The following is a 19451-nucleotide window of genomic DNA, read 5'->3' as shown; positions in this document are numbered from 1 at the left end:
CGGCAGGGCGGTGTCGGGCCGCGCGCGAATGCTATTCTGCACTGATGAAGAAAGGCACGTCACTCGCCGTAGGCATTGCCATAGGCGCGGCCATCGGCGTCGCCCTGGACAACATTGCCATGGGCATCGGCATCGGCGTGGCGCTGGGAATCGCCATGGGCCTGGAAAGCCGGGACTAGCGTAGCCGGAGGCCGTCTTCCCGCAGGCGCCGCACTGGCGAGCTGAACAGCACGCCGAATTGCACCACGAACCCCGCCGCCATGGCCCATAGGCAGGCGGCAGTGCCGTAGCGCGCCGCCAGCAGGGCGCCCAGCGCCGCGCCGATCGGGCGGGCGCCGAAGGTGGCCGTGACGATGATGGCCGATACCCGCCCCAGCATGGCGTTGGGCGTGACGGCCTGGCGCAGCGTGGTGGTGGCGATGGTCCACAGGATGGGCCCCGCGCCGAACAGGAAGAACGCCGCGCCCGCCAGCAGGCCCGAAGGCCAGGCCAGGGTGCCCAGCATGAGCGCGGCAGCCACCAGCGCGGCCAGCGGGCCGGCGGCGATCACGCCGCCAAAGGGCAGGCGGCGCGCCAGGCACGGCGCGGCCAGCGCGCCCGCGACCATGCCGGCGCCGTAGACGCCCAGTGTCAGCCCGACCTGGCCAGCGTCCAGGGCCAGGGCGTCGATGGCGTAGGCGACGTAGATGGCCTGCAGGATGAACCAGGCGGTGTTGAAGAAGATCGCGGTGATCAATATGGGCCGCAGCAAGGCATGCGTGGCGACGTAGCGAGCGCCTTCTGCGAGCTCGCGCAGTGGATGCTGGTGGCGGCGCGCCGGCGCGGAGCTGGCGGGCAGGCCGGCCAGCCACATGACAGCTAGTAGCGAGAGGGCGGCGGCCAGCATATAGGCGACCGGCGCGCCCATGGTGCCCACCAATGCGCCGCCCACCGCGGGGCCGGCGGCGAAGGCGCTGCTGCGCGCCAGTTCGAGCCAGCGGTTGGCGGCCCCCAGCCGTGCGGCCGGCACCAGCGTGGGCACCAGCGCCGGAGCGGCCACGTTGTAGACCACGGTGCCGATGGCGCCCGCGAAGCCCAGCGCCGCCAGCCAGGCAAGGTTCAACGCCCGCATCCACAGCAATGTCAGCAGGCCCAGCAGTGCCGCGGCGCGGAGCGCCTCGGCGGCGGTCATCAGGCCGCGCCGCGAAACGCGGTCGGCCAGCACGCCGGCCGGCAACGACAGCAACAGGAAAGGCAAGGTCTGCGCGGTTTGCAGGTAGCCGGTCTGCGCAGCGCTGGCGCCCAGCGCCAGTACGGCCACCAGGGGCGCGGCCGCCAGGGCCAGTTGTTCGGAAAACTGCGCGCACAGGTTGGACCACGCCAGGCGGCGGAAGGCGGAAGGCAGGAGCGGGGGCGCGGGCATGAAGGCGGCCGGTGGCTGGGAAGCCGCCATGCTAGGGGCCGGCGCACGGGCACGCCTCCGGTTCGTTGCACTGTAATTCACGCCGCAAGGCCGCCTGGCGGGAACTGCGATAATGGGCCATTGGCGGCGTGTGCCGCCTTGTGTTTTCCAGGATCCCGCGCATGACAGTCGCCGCACGCCCGCTGTACATCAAAGTCCACGATGCCGACAACGTCGCCATCATCGTCAACGATGGCGGCCTGCCGGCCGGCGCTGAACTGCCGGACGGACTGGTGCTGCGCGAGGCGATTCCGCAGGGCCACAAGGTGGCGTTGGCGGACCTGTCCGAGGGCGATCCGGTGGTGCGCTACAACGTTACCGTGGGCTATGCGGCCAAGGCGTTGCCGCGCGGCAGCTGGGTCAACGAGCGGGTTACCACGCTGCCCACGGCCCGCGCGCTGCACGACCTGCCCATGGCTACACGCGCAGCGCCGCCCATGCCTGCGCTGGAGGGCCATACCTTCATGGGGTATCGCAATGCCGACGGGTCGGTGGGCACGCGCAACATTCTGGCCATTACCACTACGGTGCAATGCGTGCAGGGCGTGGTCGAGCATGCCGTGCAGCGCATCAAGGCCGAGCTGCTGCCCCGCTATCCCAATGTGGACGACGTGGTGGGCCTGGAACACACCTACGGTTGCGGCGTGGCCATCGACGCGCCGGGCGCGGCGGTGCCTATACGCACGCTGCGCAACATCAGCCGCAATCCCAACTTCGGCGGCACGGCCATGATGGTAAGCCTGGGCTGCGAAAAGCTGCAGCCCGACCGCCTGATGCCGGCCGGCGCCATACCCATTGCCGCGGGCGCGGACACGGGCGGCGAAGTGGATACCGTTTGCCTGCAAGACGAAGAAAACGTCGGCTTCGAGTCGATGATCCGCGCCATCATGCAGACAGCCGAGAAGCACCTGGCCGTGCTGGATCGCCGGCGGCGCGAGCCCTGTCCGGTGTCGGACCTGGTCGTGGGCGTGCAGTGCGGCGGCAGCGATGCGTTTTCGGGGCTGACCGCCAACCCGGCGGTGGGCTTTGCAGCCGACCTGGTGGTGCGCGCCGGCGGTACGGTGATGTTTTCGGAAAACACCGAAGTGCGAGATGGCATCGACCAGCTTACCGCCCGCGCCGCGACCCCGGCCGTGGCCGAAGCGCTGGTGCGCGAAATGGACTGGTACGACCGCTACCTGAGCCTGGGCATGGCCGACCGCAGCGCCAATACCTCGCCGGGCAACAAGAAGGGCGGGCTGTCGAATATTGTCGAGAAGGCCATGGGCTCGATCGTGAAGTCGGGTTCCGCGCCGATTTCCGCCGTGCTGTCGCCAGGTGAAAAACTGAGCAGCAAGGGGCTGGTGTTCTGCGCCACGCCGGCCAGCGATTTCATCTGCGGCACGCTGCAACTGGCGGCCGGCATGAACCTGCACGTCTTTACCACCGGACGCGGCACGCCTTATGGCCTGGCGCAGGTGCCGGTGATCAAGGTGGCCACGCGCAGCGACCTGGCGCGCCGCTGGCACGACCTGATGGATGTGGACGCCGGCCGCATCGCCACTGGCGCGGCGTCGATCGAGGATGTGGGCTGGGAATTGTTTCGTCTGATGCTGGACGTGGCCAGCGGCCGGCGGCAGACCTGTGCCGAGAAGCTGAAGCTGCATAATGCGCTGGCGCTGTTCAACCCGGGCCCGGTGACATGAGCGCCGCGCCGGCAAGTTGCCCTGGCGGCGGCGTGCTTATTGCGACGCCCGCCGCGCGGTTTCCCGAGCGTCTGTGCTTCGAGGGCGACGCGGCGCTGCTGGAGCCGCTGGGCGACGCCCATGTGGATGCCTTGTGGCAGGCCGCTCAGGGCGCCGAGGCGTCGTGGCATTATCTGCGCTATGGTCCCTTTGCCAGCCGCGACGCTTTGCGGGCGCAGGTGCGCGAGCTGGCCGGCCGCGCGCACCAGCCGTTTTGGGCGGTGTGCCCGCGCCCGGGCATGGCGGCGCTGGGCTGGGTGTCGCTTTGCGACATCTACCCCGAAGACGCAGCCATCGAGATCGGCAGCATCTGGTTCAGCCCCGCGCTGCAGCGCAGCCGCGCCGCGACCGAGGCGGTGTTCCTGCTGCTGCGCTATGCTTTTGATGAACTGGGCTACCAGCGCATGGTGTGGCGCTGCATGGCCGATAACCAGCCTTCCGCCGGCGCCGCGCGGCGCTACGGGTTCAAGCCCGAAGGCGTGTGGCGCTCGGCGGTGAACGTGAAGGGCCGGCGCGGCGACGTGGCCTGGCATTCGTTGCTGGCCGATGAGTGGCCGGCGCGGCGGGCCGCAATGCAGGCCTGGCTGGCGCCCGGCAATTTCGACGCGCAGGGCCGGCCGCGCAGCCGGCTGGCGCGCGACTGACTTCGCTTTGGATGCGCATATCGATGACCGAACCTGTTGATACCGAACGACGCCTGGCCGACCTGGAGATCAAGCTGGGCCTGGCCGATGACATGCTAGACCAGTTGAACCAGGCGCTGTTCCGCCAGCAGCAGCAGATCGACCGCCTGCTGCGCGAGCTGGCCGAACTGCGCCAGCAGATGCCGGACAGCGCCGGCGCGGGCTTTCGCAGCCTGCGCGACGAGCTGCCGCCGCATTACTGAGCCCGATGCGGATACTGTGGGCCTACCTGCGCCCGCATGGCCGGCTGGCCGTGCTGGCCCTGTTGCTGGCCGGCGCCAGCCAGGTGCTGGCGCTGATCGACCCGATTATTTTCGGCAAGATCATCGATGAATACGCCATCAATCGCGGCGGCAAGACCGACGACGAGCTGGTGTCGGGCGTATTGGGCCTGCTGGCGCTGGCGGTGCTGATTGCCGTGCTGTCGCGGCTGGCCAAGGCGCTGCAGGAATACGTGACGCGCCTGGTGGTGCAGAAGTTCGGCACGCAGCTGTTCAACGACGGCCTGCGCCAGGCGCTGCGCCTGAAATTCCAGGAATTCGAAGACCTGCGCAGCGGCGAAACGCTGTCGCTGCTGCAGAAGGTGCGCAGCGACAGCGAGCGTTTCATCAATTCGTTCATCAACACCGTGTTCGCCGCGGCGGTGGGCATGGGCTTCCTGGTCTGGTACGCGGTGACGCGGCACTGGCTGCTGGTGCCAGTGTTCCTGATCGGGGTGCTGGTGCTGGGCGGTCTGACCGGTCTGTTGAGCCGCGAGATCAAGAGCCAGCAGCGTTCCATCGTGCGCGAAACCAATCGCAGCTCGGGTTTCATTGCCGAATCGCTGCGCAATATCGAACTGATAAAGAGCCTGGGCCTGACTTTTCCCGAGATCCGCCGGCTGCAGGCCCAGACGGTGCGCATCTTCGAGCTGGAAATGCAGAAGGTCAAGCGCATCCGGCTACTGTCATTCCTGCAGGGCGTGACGCTCAGCATGCTGAAGCTGGCGATTCTGTTCGCGCTGCTGTGGCTGATTTTTCGCGACGTGCTGAGCACTGGCGAGCTGATTGCCATGCAGTTCATTTCGGTGGCGATATTCGCGCCGTTGCAAGAACTGGGCAATATCATCCTGGCGTACCGCGAAGCCGATGCATCGCTGTCGAGCTTCGAGGCGCTGATGAAAAAGCCCATCGACCGGCGCCCCGAGTCGCCGCAGGACAGCGGCCCGATTACGCACGTGCGCTTTGCCAATGTGGCGTTCCGCCACAAGGGCGCGGCCAGCAACGCGCTGGACGGGGTTTCGTTTTCGGCGGGGCTGGGCGACACCATTGCCTTCGTGGGGCCGTCGGGCTCGGGCAAGTCGACCCTGGTGAAGCTGTTGCTGGGCTTGTACACGCCAGCGGTCGGCGAGGTGTTCTACAACGATATTTCCACCAAGGCGCTGCGCTACAACCGCGCGCGCCGGCAGGTGGGCCTGGTGACGCAGGAACCCTACCTGTTCGCCGGCACGCTGCGCGACAACATCCGGCTGGTGAAGTCCGACGCTACCGATGACGAGATCGTGGCGGCCATGGAACAGGCGGCGTGCGGCTACCTGTTGCAGAAGTCGCCTGACGGGCTGGGCACGCATATCGGCGAAATGGGCCTGAAGCTGTCGGGCGGCGAAAAGCAGCGGTTGTCGATCGCGCGCGCCCTGATACGCCGGCCGCGCCTGCTGATCTTCGACGAAGCCACGTCGGCCCTGGATTCGCTGACCGAAGAACAGATATCGGATACGGTGCGGCGCATTTCGGCCAGCCGCACGCAGATCACCATCCTGATTGCGCACCGGCTGTCGACCATCATGCACGCCGACACCATCTTCGTGCTTGAAAAAGGGCGCATCGTGGAAAGCGGCACGCATGCCGAACTGCTGGCGCGCACCGGGCTGTACTACGCCATGTGGCGGCAGCAGATCGGCGAGCGGCCGCCGCCGGCCGCGGCCGCGTAGGTCAGCCGGCGGCCTGTCGTCCCGGCGCGGGCTCGGGCTTGACGCGGGCGGCGCGCAGCACCCCCAGCACCAGCAGGGCGATACCCAGTTGCGTCAGCGGCTGCGGCGCCTGGCCGCGCAGGATGAACGCATAGGCCAGGGCGGCCAGTGTTTCGAAAACGATCAACTGGCCGGCCAGCGCAGTGGGCAGCCGCTGGCTGGCCTGGTTCCAGCACAGCGTGCCCACCCACGAGGCCAGCAGGCCGATGGCGGCCATGAGGCCGATGAACACGCCGGGGCGCGGCCCCAGCGGCATGGGATACGGGCTGCCGAGCAGCGCCATGCCCAGCCACAGCACGCCGTAGCCCGCCAGCGCCAGGGGCAGGGTGGCCAGGCCTTGCGCGGTGGCCCAGGTGTGGGGGCGGCGGCCGGGGTGGTTGCGCAGCCAGTCGGCATTGCGCAGCGGATACCAGGTCCAGCAGGCCACCGCCGCCAGCGCCAGCGCGGCGCCGGTGGCGTAGCGCGCCACGTCGGCGTGCGGGTCGTCGCGCAGGGCTTGCAGCTCTGCCCGGTTGACGCAGGCGATGCCCAGCGCGATCAGCGCGAGCGAGGGCGCCAGGCGGCGCCAGGGCAGGCGGCCGTCGCGCCGCGCGTCGCGCAGGTTGGCCGAGATGGCGATCACCACCGGCAAGGTGCCGATGATCATGGTGGGCAGCGGCCCGCCGGCGCGCTGGATGGCGCCGGCCAGGCACAGGTAGTACAGCAGGTTGCCGATGGCGGCCAGCTTGACGGCCTCGAGCCAGTCGGCGCGGCCCAGTTGCCGCAAAGCGCCGCGGTCGAGCCAGGCCAGCGGCAGCGCGATCACGCCGAAGGCCAGATAGCGGCCTACCGATTGCAATGCGGCGGGGTAGTCGGGCAGCAACAGCGGGCCGATGAACACCAGGCCCCACATGAGGCCGGCAGCGAGCGCGTAAAGGGTTCCGGTGAGCATGACGGGTCGGCTTTGAAGGCAGGCCAGTCTATGCGGGCCGACCGCGCGCGGTCTTGTACCAGATTGCGGTGTGCGGGCGGATGGCGCGGCGGGCTGTCCGCGCCCGTGGTTCAGGCGCGGACCTGGCGCTGGTAGCGCGCCGGGGTGACGCCGTAGCGGCGCGCAAAGGCGCGCGTCAGGTGAGCCTGGTCGGCCAGGCCGGTGGCGGCGGCCACCTGGGCGGGCGGCTCGCCGGCGGCCAGCAGGCACTTGGCCCGGTGCAGGCGCAATGCCATCAGCATCTGCTGGGGCGTGGCGTGGTACTGCGCCCGGAAGCTGCGCAAGAAGTGAAAAGGGCTGAGTCCCGCCACGCCGGCCAGTTCGTCGAGCGTCAGTGTGCGCGCCAGGTGGGCGTGCAGGTAGTCGAGCACCGGCGCGAAGCGCGGCGCGGCGCCGGCTCGCGCGGGCGCGACCATGCGGGCATGCGGGCGGAATTCGGCCAGCAGCGTGTGCAGCAGGCTGTCGAAGGCCAGCGGCTCGCGCGCCTGCCACAGCGCGTCCAGCAGGCAGCCAATGCGGCGGGCGGTGTGCGGCGCATGGCGCACGGCGCTATCGAACCACCAGCCCTGGTCGCCGGTGACGCGGGCGACCACGTCCGGGTCGATGTAGATCATGCGATAGCGCCAGCCGCCCGTGGTCTCCGCGCGCCCGGTGTGCAGTTCGTCCGGGTTCATCAGCACGATGGAGTCCGGCGGCGCCACGTGTTCAGCGCCGCAGTAGCGGAAGCGTTCGGCGCCGGCCTCGATGGCGCCCAGGCCGAAGGCGGCATGGGTGTGTGGCTCGAACGCATAGCGCACGATGTGGGCCCGGTAGAGCTCGATGCCCGCGCGCTGGGCGCAATGGCGGAACTCGGCGCGGTCGCGCGGGTCGTCGAACGGAGCGGGAACGCCTTGCATGGCGAACGGGCCGGCCGCTAGGGCCAGCCTTGCTCCAGGATGCGCCGCAAGGTGTCTTGCATGGCCTGCGGATCGGCCGGCTGGTCCGGGGGGGCGAACTTGCCGTCCAGCGCCAGGTGGGCAAAGCCATGCACGGTGGACCAGGCGCCCAGCAGCCGGGCGTGCGTGGGGGCATCGAGCGGCTGCCCGGCCGGAAAATCGGTGTAGTCGCGGATGGCCTGTTCCAGCTCGGCGAAGGCGGCCTGGCTGGCGGCGGCCAGACGCGCGTCGTCGGTCAGGCGGTCTTTGCGGAACATCAGCTGGAAGCGGGCCGGGTGGGCCAGCGCGAAGCGCACGTATCCCATGCCCTGCGCTCGTAGCCGCGCGCCGGGATCATTGCCGCCGGACCGCGCGCCTTCGCGCAGGTGCCGGGTCAATGCCTCGAAGCCTAGAATCGCCACTTCGGTCAGCAGGCCGGCGGCGCTGCCAAAATGGTGCAGCGGCGCGGCCGCGGACACACCGACGCGGCGCGCGGCTTCGCGCAGGGTGAAACCTTCCAGGCCGCGCTCGGCCAGGATGGCCTCGGTGGCCTCGACCAGGGCGTCGCGCAGTGCGCCATGGTGATAGGCGTCGTGGGCGGAGGCGGCTTTCTGTCTGGGCATGAAGTGGAATCTTTACACTGTTCAAAAGCAATGCTACTTTATCTAAACATTGTTTAGATAGGGGCGGTCATGTTCGAGGAAGTTTTCGACGCGGGCGGAGCGCTGGCCTTGCCTGCCTGGGTGGCGCTGGCGGCATCGCCCTGGCTGGGCCGCTGGCGCGCGGCTGTCTGGGTAGCAACGGGCCGGGCCATCCCCCTGGCGTTGGCGGCCGTCTATGTGGCATTGGTGCTGGCCAGCTGGCCCGTGCCGGGCGGGGGCTACGGTTCGCTGGGCGCCGTGCAGGCGCTGTTCGGCCACCCCGGCATGCTGACGGCCGGCTGGTATCACTTCCTGGCGTTCGACCTGTTCGTGGGCACCTGGATCGTGCGCGAAGGGCTGCGCCTGGGCCTGCCCAGGCCCTTGCTGGCGCCGTGCCTGGCGCTTGCTTTCTGGTTCGGTCCGGCGGGATTGCTGGCGTTTTGCGGCCTGCGCGCCGCGCCCTGGGGGGTGCGGGCCGCGCGCCTGCTGTTGCACCGCCAGCGGCTGCTGGCCATGTTCGGCATGGCGCTGCTGGCCGCGTTGTTGCCGGCCGCCGTGGCTGCCTGGCTGGACCCGCGCACGCTGGCTGGCGTGGACGTATGGGCCAAGCCCATGAAGTTCATGGCGGCCATTGGCTTGTTCGCGCTGACGCTGGCCTGGTTGATCGGCGAACTGCCGCAGGCGCGGCGCCAGAGCCGGCTGCTGCGCGCCACGGTATGGACGGCGCTGGCAACCGGCGGATTCGAGGCCGTTTACATCACGTGGCAGGGGGCGCTGGGGCAGGCCTCGCACTTCAACACCGACACGCCGTTCCATGCCGCAATGTTCGTCCTGATGGGCATCGCCGCGCTGCTGTTCACCGGCACGGCGCTGCCGGTGGCGCATCAGTTGTGGCGCCACGCGCATGGCATGGCGCCTGCCTACCGGCTGGGCGCCATCGCGGGCCTCGCGCTGACCTTCGTGGCGGGCGCCGGCGCGGGCGTGGCCATCAGCATGCACGGCGGGCCGCTGGTGGGCGGCGTGGCGGGGCAGGGCCTGCCGGTGGTGGGGTGGTCGGCCACCGGCGGCGACCTGCGGGTGGCGCATTTCCTGGGGGTACACGCGCAGCAGATGCTGCCGCTGGCCGGCTACCTGTTGGCGCGCACTGGCTGGCGCGGCGCCGTGCCGGCGATGGCGCTGGGTTGCGTGGCCTATGCCGGGCTGGTGGCGCTGGCGCTGGCGCAGGCATATGCGGGCGTGCCGCTGCTGCCGCTGTACTAGGCGCCGTCTTCAGGCGCCAGGCGTCCCGGCGTGATTTCCATGATGAGTTCCACGCGACGGTTGGCGGCACGGCCTTGCGGCGTGTCGTTCGAGGCGATCGGGTGCGTGTCTGCATAGCCCACGGCGCGCAGCCGGCCCGGGTCTACGCCGTCGCGCACCAGTTCGCGCAAGACGCTGGTGGCGCGGCCGGCCGACAACTCCCAGTTCGACGGGAACTGGCGCGTCTGGATCGGCACGGGGTCGCTGTGCCCCTCGACCGAGACAGGGTAGCCCTGGCTGCGGTTGATGACCTTGGCCATGCGGCTGATCAGGCCCAGGCCGGCGGGACTGAGCACGGCCTGGCCCGAGGGAAACAGCAATTCGTTGCTGATGCGAAAGCTGATGGACTTCTCGTTGACGATCACGTCCACGCCGTCGCCCAGGTCGTCCAGGCCGAGTTCGGCGATCGAGGGCGGTTCGGGTTGTGTTGGCTCGGGTTCGGGTTCGATCTTCGGGGCGGAGGGTGGCTCGCCGCCGGCCGCGTCGTCGGACGTCTGCCGCAGGTTCGCCGCAGGTGCGGCGGGGCTGTCGCCGGCGGGCGCCAGTGCAGTGGCCGGCACCGGCAAGGCCGCCGCCAGGCCGGGCAGCTCGGCCTGCTCGGGTAGCTCCGGCATCGGCAGCAGGGCGGCCAGCAACGCATGCGCGGGTGCTTGTCCGGCGGGCGCCGCGCCGGCCCGCGCGATGGAACCCACCAGCTCTACCGGCAGGTCGGCCGCCTGCGACGCGCGCGGCAAGTGGGATACGCCCAGCAGCACCACCAGCATGGCCAGCAGCAGGGTGATCAGGTCCAGGTAGGTGAGCAGCCAGCTTTCGGATTCCGGCTCGACCGTGGGCTCGACGTGCCAGCGCGCGAAGCGGCCGCCGGCGTGCAGCGCCGGGCGCGCGGGCAGCGCGGCGCGCGGACCGGGCCGGCGCTGCGCGTGCTGCTTGCGCAGGGCGTCGATGCGATCGGCCAGGCTCATGAGCGCGCGGCGGCGGTGCGGCCCAGCGCCGTGGCCGGGGCGGGCTTGCCGGCGCCGCCCGCAGTCTTGGGCGCGGCCGGCTTGGCGGATTTGGCGGGTTTAGCGGACTTGGTCGGCTTGGCAGCCGGGCCGCCGTCATAGACCTCGTCTTCGAAGTGCATCATGAACGAGTTCAGCGTCTCGCGCACCACGGCCGGCCCGCGCCGCGCGCACATCATCGCAATACCCTGCAGCACCATGTTCATCAGCATCAGGCGCTGTTCGGTGCGGCGTTCCAGCTTGACGGCGATGGGCTTGCATACCAGGTTGGCCAGCAGGATGCCGTAGAACGTGGTCATCAGCGCTACCGCGAGTTGCTGGCCGATCAGCGCCATGTCGCCGCTGCCCAGCACCGTCATCAGGTTGATGAGCCCGACCAGCGTGCCCAGCATGCCGAAGGCCGGCGCGAAGCCGGCCATGATGCGGAACATCTGCGCTTCGGCGTGTTCGCGGGCGCGCAGGCGGGCGATGCGCCATTGCAGCAGTTCGATGATCTGGTCTTCAGGCGTGTGGTCGATGACCAGTTGCACGCCGGTGCGCAGGAACGGGTTCGACACCTTGTGTAAAGCCTGCTCGACTTTGTGCACGTCGTCGTTCATCCAGAGCTGCGCCATGGCGACCAGCTCGTCGATGTCGCGGCGCGAATCGAGTTGTTCGCTACGGAATACCGTGCGCACCAGGGCGAACACGCGCACGACTTCGCGCAGCGGGTAGCTGATGAACAGCGCCGCGCAGGTGCCCCCCAGCACCACCACCAACCCTGGCAGATTGACGTACAGGGCCAGGTCCGTGGCGGAAAAAGCCAGCGCGGTCGCCAGCGTGGCGAGCGCGACCACGATGCCGATGAGGGTGGATGGATTCATGAATGAGCCTTGCGCGTGGAACCGGTGCGTAATGGCTCATTCTAGAAAGCGGGTCGCGCGCCCAATCGCCGGAGAACGGGACGAAAAAGGGCGGTTTGCGGCGCGTGGGAAGATGTTACATGGGGGGGGAAGGGGGCAGGCAGGTGTCTGACCCACTGAGACGGGGCGGGCAACTGGGAAACCGCTTCTGCGCGCCTTGGTGTCTGACACCCTGGAGGGAGTCAGACACCTGGGGACGCCTCGGGCGGCGTGGCGGGGCGCCGACCTGAAGTCTGTGTCGGGGCGCGCGCTTACTGCTTCGGGGCCGCCGGGGCCTTTTTCTGCACCATGGCGATGACGCGCTGGCGCAGTTGCGGGTCTTGGTCGACCGCCTGGCCTATGCCGTTGAATTCGTCCACGGTCAGCCCGTCGGCGTTGACCATGCGCACCATTTTTTCATCGGCTTCGCGGTACACCTGTTCGCGCGCGGCGTCGTCTTTGGCGGCCTGCAGCTTGGGCCGGTATTCGTCGGCCACCATGGCGACCTTCTGCGAAGCGCTGGCAAATTTCTGCAATTGCTCTTCAGACGGCTGGATGGCCGGCTGGGCCTGGGTTGGGGGTTGCGCGGCCGGAGCCGCCTGCGCCAGCGCCGCAACGGGCGACAGGCTCGCGGCCAGCAGGGCGGCGGCAAAGAAAGCATGGGTCGAACGCGGCATGTGGCCTCCTTGAATCGAATTGACTGCGTAAACCGCATGATGACAAGCCCCGCGGGCCTGTTACAAGCCTTGCGATGTTTGCGCATGTGTCGGCCTCGGGGGCGGCCGGGTTACGGGGCGTTTCAAGGGGGATCAGGACTTCAGCGCCCGGGCGCGCGCCAGCAGCAGTTCGCGTTCGCGCGCGTTGCGCGCCATGCCCGCGGCGCGCAGGAATTCGGCGCTGGCCTCGTCGCGGCGGCCCAGCCGCGCCAGCAGGTCGCCGCGCACACTGGGCAGCAGGTGGTAGCCGGCCAGCGCCGGATCGGCCGCCAGCGCATCGGCCAGCGCCAGCCCCGCCTGCGGGCCATGAGCCATGCCCACCGCCACCGCGCGGTTCAATTCCACCACGGGTGACGGCGCGACACGGGCCAGCGCGTCGTACAGCTCCACGATCCGCAGCCAGTCGGTGTCTTCGGGGCGCGCCGCGCGGGCGTGGCAGGCGGCCAGGGCGGCCTGCAGGGCATAAGGGCCCAGGCCCTGGCCCAGCGCGCCGGCCTGCTCTTGCGCGCGCTGCAGCGCCGCCAGGCCGCGGCGCACCAGCAGCGGGTCCCAGCGGGCGCGGTCCTGGTCCATCAGCAACACCGGCCGTCCTTCCGCATCGACGCGGGCCGGCAGGCGTGAAGCCTGAATTTCCATCAGGGCCGCCAGGCCGTGCACTTCGCTTTCGGCAGGGGCCAGGCCGGCCAGGATGCGGCCCAGCCGCAGGGCCTCGTCGCACAGCGCCGGCCGCATCCAGTCATCGCCCGCCGTGGCGGCATAGCCCTCATTGAAGATCAAGTACACCACTTCCAGCACCGAGGCCAGGCGTGCCGCCAGCTCGCCGCCGCGCGGCACTTCGAACGGCACGCCGGCTTCGCGCAGGGTGCGCTTGGCGCGCACGATGCGCTGGGCGATAGTGGACTCGGACACCAGGAAGGCGCGCGCGATCTCATCGGTGCGCAGCCCGCCCAGCAGGCGCAGCGTCAGCGCCACGCGGGCCTCGGTGGACAGCACCGGGTGGCAGGCGGTGAACACCAGGCGCAACAGGTCGTCGCCGATCTCGTCCTGGCGCGCCGCATCCAGCGCGTCGACGAAATCGGGCTCGACATGCGCCTGCAGGGCATCCATTTCGTAGCCCAGCTGCTCGTGCTTGCGGGCGCGCAGCGAGTCTTGCCGCAGCCGGTCCAGCGCGCGGTTCTTGGCGGCGGTCATCAGCCAGGCTCCGGGATTGTCGGGAATGCCGTCGCCGGGCCAGCGTTCCAGTGCCGTGACCAGCGCGTCGTGGGCCAGTTCTTCGGCCAGGCCCACGTCGCGCACCAGGCGCGCCACGCCGGCGATGACCCGTGCCGACTCGATGCGCCACACGGCGCCGATGGCCTGGTGGACGGCATCGCGCGAACTCATTGCTGCAGGATCTCGGCGTTGGGGTCCATGTACATCAGTTCCCAGATGTGGCCGTCGGGGTCTTCGAAGGCGTGTCCGTACATAAAGCCATAGTCTTGCGGCTCGCGCGGCACCGACCCGCCAGCCGCCACGGCGCGGGAGACCAGGTCGTCGACCTCGGCGCGGCTTTCGCATGACAGGCAGACCAGCACTTCAGTGCTTTGCCTGGGATCGCACAGCGGCTTGTTGACGAAGGTCTTGAAGTAGTCGCGGGTCAACAGCATGGCATACAGGTTTTCGCCCAGCACCAGGCAGGCGGCATTCTGGTCGGTGAAGCGTTTGTCGAAATCCAGGCCCAGCTGGCGGAAGAAGGCCATGGACTTGGGCAGGTCGGCCACGGCGAGGTTCACGAAGATTTGCTTGTGCATGGTAGAGGCTCGTTCAGCGGGAAACGGGGCAGGTCATGCTGCCGGAAATCAGATACGCGCGGCGTCAGGCCAGAGCCCGGCGCAGGTCGTCGATGTCGTACAGCGGCCGCACTTCGATCTCGGCCGGGACGCCGGGGCCATGGGGGCCGGAAAGCGGCGCGTCCATTCCAGCGCTTCTTCGCGCGAGCGCGCCTGGATGAGGGTGTAGCCCGCCACCAGTTCTTTGCTTTCGGTAAACGGGCCGTCGATGATGCTGCGCTGGCCGTCGGCGTAGCGGATGCGCCAGCCGGCCGAGCTGGGTTGCAGCCCGGCCGCGTCGAGCAGCGCGCCGGCCTGCGCCAGGGCTTCGTTATAGGCGCCCATTTCGGCGAACAGCGCGGCGTCGGGCAGGCGGCCCGCCTCGGTGTCGGCGTTGGCTTTGACGATGATCATGAATCGCATGAGGGTGTCTCCGGTCGGGGCAGCAGCCGGTATGGCGGCTGTCATGGACACGACGAAGGGCGGCCAGCCGATTCGACCTCGAAGCCGTCGAATAAGGGAAAACCCCTGGTCAGGGGCCGCGATCAGGCAAAGCAGGGGCCCAGTTCGCGGATTTCGACCGTGCACCACTGCGCGGCCGGGCAGTCGGCCGCGATGGCGACCGCTTCTTCGCGGGTGGCGCAGTTAAGCAAGAAAAATCCGCCGATCATTTCCTTGGCCTCGGCGTAGGGGCCGTCGAGCAGGCGCGGGCGCCCGTCGCGCACCTGCAGCTTCACGCCTTCGGCCTCCGACTTGAGCGACTGGGCATCCTGCAGCAGGCCGCGGGCTTTCAAGCCCTCGGCGTAGCGCAGCATGCTGTCGTAGGCGGCGCGGCCGGCCTCGGGCGTGCGCTGGGCCCGCTGGCCGATGGGTTCGACGATGAGCAGCATGTAGGGCATGGAAAGCTCCGCGGGGAAAGATGGCCGGGGGACGGGTTCGCCGAGTTTATACGGCCGGCTTGCGGCGATGGAAGGCCCCGCATGGTATTCAGGTGTATCGTCAGCCTGTTGCCTTACGGAGAACCTCATGACCGCCACCCAGGAAAGCATCAACATGGCGCTTTTCTGCGACTTTGAAAACGTCGCATTGGGCGTACGCGACGCCAACTACCAGAAGTTCGATATCAAGCCGGTGCTGGAACGCTTGCTGCTCAAGGGCAGCATCGTGGTCAAGAAGGCTTACTGCGACTGGGAGCGGTATCGTGAATTCAAGGCCACCATGCACGAGGCGAATTTCGAGCTCATCGAGATTCCGCACGTGCGGCAATCGGGCAAGAACTCCGCCGACATCCGGCTGGTGGTCGACGCGCTGGACCTCTGCTACACCAAGCTGCACGTCGATACTTTCGTGATCATCAGCGGCGATTCCGATTTTTCGCCACTGGTGTCCAAGCTGCGCGAGAACGCCAAGCAGGTGATCGGGGTGGGGGTGAAGCGTTCGACGTCCGATCTGCTTATCGCCAACTGCGACGAGTTCATTTTCTATGACGACCTGGTGCGCGAGCGCCCGCGCGCCGAGCCCAAGGCCGGCGTGCCGCGCGAGCCGGGCGGCGCGGCACGGCGCGCGGGCGACGACGACACCCATCGCAAGGCAGAGCTCGAAGCGCGCCGCACCCAGGGCATCGAGATCGCCGTCGAAACCTTCGACGACCTGGTGTCCGAGCGGGGCGATGGCGGCAAGATCTGGGCCTCGGTGCTGAAAGAGGCCATCAAGCGCAGGAAGCCCGATTTCAACGAGTCGTACTACGGCTTTCGCGCCTTCGGCAACCTGCTCGAAGAGGCCCAGGCGCGCGGCCTGCTGGCGTTCGGGCGCGACGAGAAGTCGGGCGCGTATGTGTACCGCGAGGCGCCGCCCGAACCCGCGGCCCCCCGTGGCGCTGGCCGGGCCTCGCGCAAGACACCGGTCCGCAAGGCCGCGGCTTCGCGGCAGGGCGAGGCCGCGGCGGGCGTGGCGCCCGAGCCCGCAGCCCCTGCGCCGGCGGCCGACGAAGCCGCGCCGCCCGCCCGCAAGAGCCCCAGCCGCAGCCGGCGGACCCGCAAAACTGCTGAAGCATGATGTGGCGGGCGCGCCTTGACCATTTCGACCGGGCGGCTCCGACGCAGTAGACTGCCACCTTCCCAGATTCTTTCATTGCTGTTTTCGTCATGCTGACGCTGCGCCCCGTACTTGAATCCGACCTGCCGTATCTGCTGGCGCTGCGGCGCCAGACCATGGATGAACACCTGGCCAGCAGCGGCCTGCCCGCCGACGATGCCGCGCACCTGGCGCGCATCCGCTATCACTGGGAAGACGCGCGGATCGTATTGCTCGATGGCGCGCCGGCGGGTCTGTTGAAGTCGTATCGCGGGCCATCGGCATGGCATGTGGTGCAGGTGCAGGTGGCGCCGGACCACCAGGGGCAGGGGCTGGGGGCGCGCCTGTTGCGCGGCGTGCTGGAGCAGGCCGACGCGGCGGGGCTGCCCGCGCAGCTCGACGTACTCAAAACCAACCCCGCCCGCCGGCTGTACGAACGGCTGGGTTTCCGCGTCGTGGCCGAGAGCGGGGCCGAATTCCACATGGAACGCCCTGCCGGCGGCGACGCCGGCCAGTAAACTGCTGTTTGTTCGAGTTACCGACCCCGCACCGCCATGAATCACACCGACACGGTTGCCCACGACTGGCGCGCCGCCTGGCTGGCCCAGGCGCAGGCGCGTCCGCTGGTTACCCTGGGCCTGGGGGCGGCGACGCTGGCCGTGCTGTGGCTGCTGGCCTCGGGCCTGTACCAGGGTCTGACCGGTGTCGAAGGCAGTTACGTCCGCTATGCCTTCGTGGGCGGCCTGGCCGGCTTCGGCGCGACGGCGGCGGGCGCGCTGGCTGCCATCGGCATGCGCACCATCCATGCGCGCACCCAGGACATCATGCTGGGTTTCGCGGCCGGCATGATGCTGGCGGCGAGCGCTTTTTCGCTGATCCTACCCGGCCTGCAGGCCGCGCGCGGCCTGGTTGGCGACGGTCCCATGGCCGCCGGCGTGGTGGTGCTGGGGCTGGCGCTCGGCGTGCTGCTGATGCTGGGCCTGGACGTCTTCACGCCACACGAGCACGACAGCACCGGACCATGCGGTCCGCAGGCCGAGCGCGTCAACCGGGTGTGGCTGTTCGTGCTGGCCATTACCTTGCACAACCTGCCCGAAGGCATGGCCATTGGCGTGGGCTTTGCCAACGGCGACATGCAGGTCGGCATTCCCCTGACTTCGGCCATTGCCATCCAGGACATTCCAGAAGGCCTGGCCGTGGCGATGGCGCTGCGGGCCACCGGCCTGACGCCGCTGCGCGCGGCGCTGGTGGCGGTGGGCTCGGGCCTGATGGAACCGCTGGGGGCGCTGGTGGGGCTGGGCATGTCCAGCGGCCTGGCGCTGGCCTATCCGGTCAGCCTGGGCCTGGCCGCCGGCGCGATGATTTTCGTGGTGTCGCATGAAGTCATTCCGGAAACCCACCGCAACGGCCACCAGACGCCGGCCACGGTCGGCCTGATGGCCGGCTTCGCGGTGATGATGTTCCTGGACACCGCGCTGGGATAAGGTTTCTTTTTTTCGCGAGGTCGATCGTGATTGCGCTGCTCGAGGCCCAACGGGCCGGGCTGTTTCAACGGCGGCACTGGCTGCCCAATATTGTGTCAGGGGTCATTGTGGGGGTGGTGGCGCTGCCGCTGGCCATGGCGTTCGCCATCGCCTCGGGGGTCAAGCCCGAGCAGGGGTTGTACACCTCGATCGTGGCGGGGCTGCTGGTGGCGATGTTCGGCGGCAGCCGGCTGCAGATCGCCGGCCCGACCGGCGCGTTCATCGTCATCCTGGCCGGGATCGTGGCCGAGCACGGCGTGGCCGGGCTGCAGATCGCCACGCTGATGGCGGGCGTCATCCTGGTGCTGCTGGGCGTGGGGCGCATGGGCGCGGTCATCAAGTTCATTCCCGCGCCGGTGATCGCGGGCTTCACCGCGGGTATAGGCGTGATCATCTGGGTAGGGCAGTGGAAAGACTTCTTCGGCCTGCCCGGCGTGACGGGCGCCCATTTCCACGAGAAGCTCTGGCAATTGCTGCAGGCCCTGCCGCACCTGCATGCGGCTACCACGGGTCTGGCCGTGCTCAGCCTGGCGCTGCTGATCGGCACGGCGCGGGTGCCTTACCTGCGCCGGGTGCCCGGGCCGTTGGTGGCCCTGGTCGTGGCGACGGCCTTGCAGGCGATGTTCCACTTCGACGGCGTGGCCACCATCGGCTCGGCTTTCGGGGGCGTGCCGCAGGGGTTGCCTACGTGGCAATGGCCGGATGTCACGCTGTCGCGCGTTATTGAACTGATCGGACCCGCCTTCGCCATCGCCATGCTGGGGGCCATTGAATCACTGTTGTCGGCCGTGGTGGCCGACGGCATGGCGGGCACGCGCCACCAGTCCAACCAGGAACTGATCGGTCAGGGCATCGCCAATATCGCCGCGCCATTGTTCGGCGGCATCGCGGCCACGGGGGCTATTGCGCGCACCGCCACCAATATCCGCAATGGCGGCACCAGCCCCCTGGCGGGCATGGTGCACGCGGCGACGCTGCTGGCCATCGTGGTGCTGCTGGCGCCGCTGGCCGAGAACGTGCCGCTGGCGGTGCTGGCGGCGATCCTGTTCATGGTGGCGTGGAACATGAGCGATGTGCGGCACGTGGTCAAGATGCTGCGCCGCGCGCCGCGCGCCGACGTGGTCATCCTGCTGGTGACGTTCCTGCTGACGGTCTTTGCCGACCTGGTGGTGGCGGTGAACATCGGCGTAATACTGGCAACGCTGCATTTCCTGCGCCGCATGGCTTCCAGCGTGGGTGTGCAGCCCATTGAAGGCGCCGAGCTGCGCCAGGAACTGGCCGCCAGCGGCATAGCCCAGTTGCCCGACGACGTGCTGGTGTACACGGTCGACGGCCCCTTGTTCTTCGCCGCGGTCGAGAACTTCGAGCAGGCGCTGGCCAGTACCCGCACCGACCCGCGCGTGCTGGTGATCCGCCTGCGCCGGGTGCCGTTCATGGATGCGACGGGGTTGCAGATGCTGGAAGACGTCATCGGGCGCCTGCACCGGCGCGGCGTGCGGGTGCTGCTGGCCGAGGCCAATGCGCGCGTGCGCGGAAAGCTGCACAAGGCGGGAATCGCTGATCTGGTGGGCGAGGATGCGCTGTTCGACACCTTGGGGCAGGCGCTGGCGGCTTGCGGCGCCACCCGCGCCCCGGAACCGGCCAGCCCGGGCCCGGCGCACCTGGACCACGGCCTGGAGGGCAAGGCGCCGGCGGCCTGACTATTATCGCTTCCAGGCGCCCGTGGCGATGCTCAGGCGCCTTCGCGTTGTATTTGCGCAGGGTCGTGC

19 protein-coding genes and 2 pseudogenes are annotated in these 19451 nt (G+C 69.1%); 10 read left to right on the top strand and 11 right to left on the bottom strand.

All coding sequences use genetic code 11. The features are described 5' to 3' along the window. The first annotated feature begins 44 nt into the window (after window positions 1-44). The gene (locus BPET_RS27450; protein WP_269446918.1) at window positions 45-179 is read left to right on the top strand and encodes a hypothetical protein; all 135 of its coding nucleotides are present in this window, start codon (window positions 45-47) and stop codon (window positions 177-179) included. On the opposite strand, the gene BPET_RS14975 is transcribed toward BPET_RS27450, so the two are convergent. After that, complete coding sequence (locus BPET_RS14975; RefSeq protein ID WP_012249863.1) at window positions 176-1432, bottom strand: MFS transporter; 1257 nt, start codon at window positions 1430-1432, stop codon at window positions 176-178. The genes BPET_RS27450 and BPET_RS14975 overlap by 4 nt on opposite strands. 131 nt (window positions 1433-1563) lie before the next feature. On the opposite strand from BPET_RS14975, the gene garD reads away from it, so the two are divergent. From garD to BPET_RS14955, 4 genes are read left to right on the top strand one after another with little or no spacing between them, the layout of a single operon-like run. Further along, window positions 1564-3126 carry a galactarate dehydratase gene (gene garD, locus BPET_RS14970; protein ID WP_012249862.1) on the top strand — a complete coding sequence of 521 codons (1563 nt, stop codon included), beginning with the start codon at window positions 1564-1566 and terminating at the stop codon, window positions 3124-3126. Window positions 3127-3158: 32 nt separating this feature from the next. Continuing rightward, the gene (locus tag BPET_RS14965) at window positions 3159-3809 is read left to right on the top strand and encodes a GNAT family N-acetyltransferase (protein ID WP_197535827.1); all 651 of its coding nucleotides are present in this window, start codon (window positions 3159-3161) and stop codon (window positions 3807-3809) included. Window positions 3810-3832: 23 nt separating this feature from the next. After that, window positions 3833-4051: a SlyX family protein gene (locus tag BPET_RS14960; RefSeq protein ID WP_041862951.1), complete on the top strand. Its 219-nt coding sequence runs from the start codon at window positions 3833-3835 to the stop codon at window positions 4049-4051. 5 nt (window positions 4052-4056) lie between these two features. Continuing rightward, on the top strand, window positions 4057-5817 hold the full coding sequence (locus BPET_RS14955; RefSeq protein WP_012249859.1) for an ABC transporter ATP-binding protein: 1761 nt from the start codon (window positions 4057-4059) through the stop codon (window positions 5815-5817). Window position 5818: 1 nt separating this feature from the next. Here the strand turns inward: BPET_RS14955 and BPET_RS14950 are convergent, their stop codons facing one another. The 3 genes from BPET_RS14950 to BPET_RS14940 all read right to left on the bottom strand — a co-directional run bounded on the left by BPET_RS14950 (window position 5819) and on the right by BPET_RS14940 (window position 8363). Further along, window positions 5819-6787: a DMT family transporter gene (locus BPET_RS14950; RefSeq protein ID WP_012249858.1), complete on the bottom strand. Its 969-nt coding sequence runs from the start codon at window positions 6785-6787 to the stop codon at window positions 5819-5821. A gap of 110 nt (window positions 6788-6897) precedes the next feature. Beyond that, the gene (locus BPET_RS14945) at window positions 6898-7722 is read right to left on the bottom strand and encodes an AraC family transcriptional regulator (protein WP_012249857.1); all 825 of its coding nucleotides are present in this window, start codon (window positions 7720-7722) and stop codon (window positions 6898-6900) included. A gap of 17 nt (window positions 7723-7739) precedes the next feature. After that, window positions 7740-8363, bottom strand: coding sequence for a TetR/AcrR family transcriptional regulator (locus BPET_RS14940; protein WP_012249856.1), 624 nt, complete (start codon window positions 8361-8363; stop codon window positions 7740-7742). 69 nt (window positions 8364-8432) lie between these two features. On the opposite strand from BPET_RS14940, the gene BPET_RS27335 reads away from it, so the two are divergent. Further along, complete coding sequence (locus tag BPET_RS27335; RefSeq protein WP_012249855.1) at window positions 8433-9641, top strand: ABA4-like family protein; 1209 nt, start codon at window positions 8433-8435, stop codon at window positions 9639-9641. On the opposite strand, the gene BPET_RS14930 is transcribed toward BPET_RS27335, so the two are convergent. The 7 genes and pseudogenes from BPET_RS14930 to BPET_RS14900 form a co-directional block, all read right to left on the bottom strand. Then, on the bottom strand, window positions 9638-10642 hold the full coding sequence (locus BPET_RS14930; RefSeq protein ID WP_012249854.1) for an OmpA family protein: 1005 nt from the start codon (window positions 10640-10642) through the stop codon (window positions 9638-9640). The two genes, BPET_RS27335 and BPET_RS14930, sit on opposite strands and share 4 nt — an antisense overlap. Next, window positions 10639-11544 (bottom strand): motility protein A, encoded by a 906-nt coding sequence (locus tag BPET_RS14925; RefSeq protein WP_012249853.1) that lies wholly within the window; start codon window positions 11542-11544, stop codon window positions 10639-10641. The genes BPET_RS14930 and BPET_RS14925 overlap by 4 nt, the downstream gene beginning before the upstream one ends. A 290-nt stretch (window positions 11545-11834) precedes the next feature. Next, window positions 11835-12239 carry a DUF4168 domain-containing protein gene (locus BPET_RS14920; RefSeq protein WP_012249852.1) on the bottom strand — a complete coding sequence of 135 codons (405 nt, stop codon included), beginning with the start codon at window positions 12237-12239 and terminating at the stop codon, window positions 11835-11837. Between the two features lie 132 nt (window positions 12240-12371). Beyond that, window positions 12372-13661 carry an RNA polymerase sigma factor gene (locus tag BPET_RS14915; RefSeq protein WP_041862950.1) on the bottom strand — a complete coding sequence of 430 codons (1290 nt, stop codon included), beginning with the start codon at window positions 13659-13661 and terminating at the stop codon, window positions 12372-12374. Beyond that, the gene (locus tag BPET_RS14910; protein WP_012249850.1) at window positions 13658-14068 is read right to left on the bottom strand and encodes a VOC family protein; all 411 of its coding nucleotides are present in this window, start codon (window positions 14066-14068) and stop codon (window positions 13658-13660) included. Before BPET_RS14910 ends, BPET_RS14915 begins: the two co-directional genes overlap by 4 nt. Window positions 14069-14132: 64 nt before the next feature. Next, window positions 14133-14509 (bottom strand): annotated as a pseudogene (locus tag BPET_RS14905) (YciI family protein). Window positions 14510-14631: 122 nt separating this feature from the next. Then, window positions 14632-14985 carry a YciI family protein gene (locus BPET_RS14900; protein ID WP_012249847.1) on the bottom strand — a complete coding sequence of 118 codons (354 nt, stop codon included), beginning with the start codon at window positions 14983-14985 and terminating at the stop codon, window positions 14632-14634. 127 nt (window positions 14986-15112) lie between these two features. Here BPET_RS14900 and BPET_RS14895 point away from each other — a divergent pair. The 4 genes and pseudogenes from BPET_RS14895 to BPET_RS14880 all read left to right on the top strand — a co-directional run. Then, window positions 15113-15932 (top strand): annotated as a pseudogene (locus tag BPET_RS14895) (NYN domain-containing protein); the annotation flags it as partial. Window positions 15933-16230: 298 nt separating this feature from the next. After that, complete coding sequence (locus BPET_RS14890) at window positions 16231-16677, top strand: GNAT family N-acetyltransferase (RefSeq protein ID WP_012249846.1); 447 nt, start codon at window positions 16231-16233, stop codon at window positions 16675-16677. Between the two features lie 36 nt (window positions 16678-16713). Then, complete coding sequence (locus BPET_RS14885; RefSeq protein WP_012249845.1) at window positions 16714-17643, top strand: ZIP family metal transporter; 930 nt, start codon at window positions 16714-16716, stop codon at window positions 17641-17643. A gap of 26 nt (window positions 17644-17669) precedes the next feature. Then, window positions 17670-19382, top strand: coding sequence for a SulP family inorganic anion transporter (locus BPET_RS14880; protein WP_012249844.1), 1713 nt, complete (start codon window positions 17670-17672; stop codon window positions 19380-19382). Window positions 19383-19451 lie beyond the last annotated feature (69 nt).

Origin of the sequence: Bordetella petrii (assembly GCF_000067205.1) — a bacterium.
In the GTDB taxonomy this organism is placed as follows: Bacteria; Pseudomonadota; Gammaproteobacteria; order Burkholderiales; family Burkholderiaceae_B; genus Bordetella_A; species Bordetella_A petrii.
The sequence above is the reverse complement of the archived record's forward strand: the minus strand, read 5'-3'. Positions and strand labels throughout refer to the sequence as shown.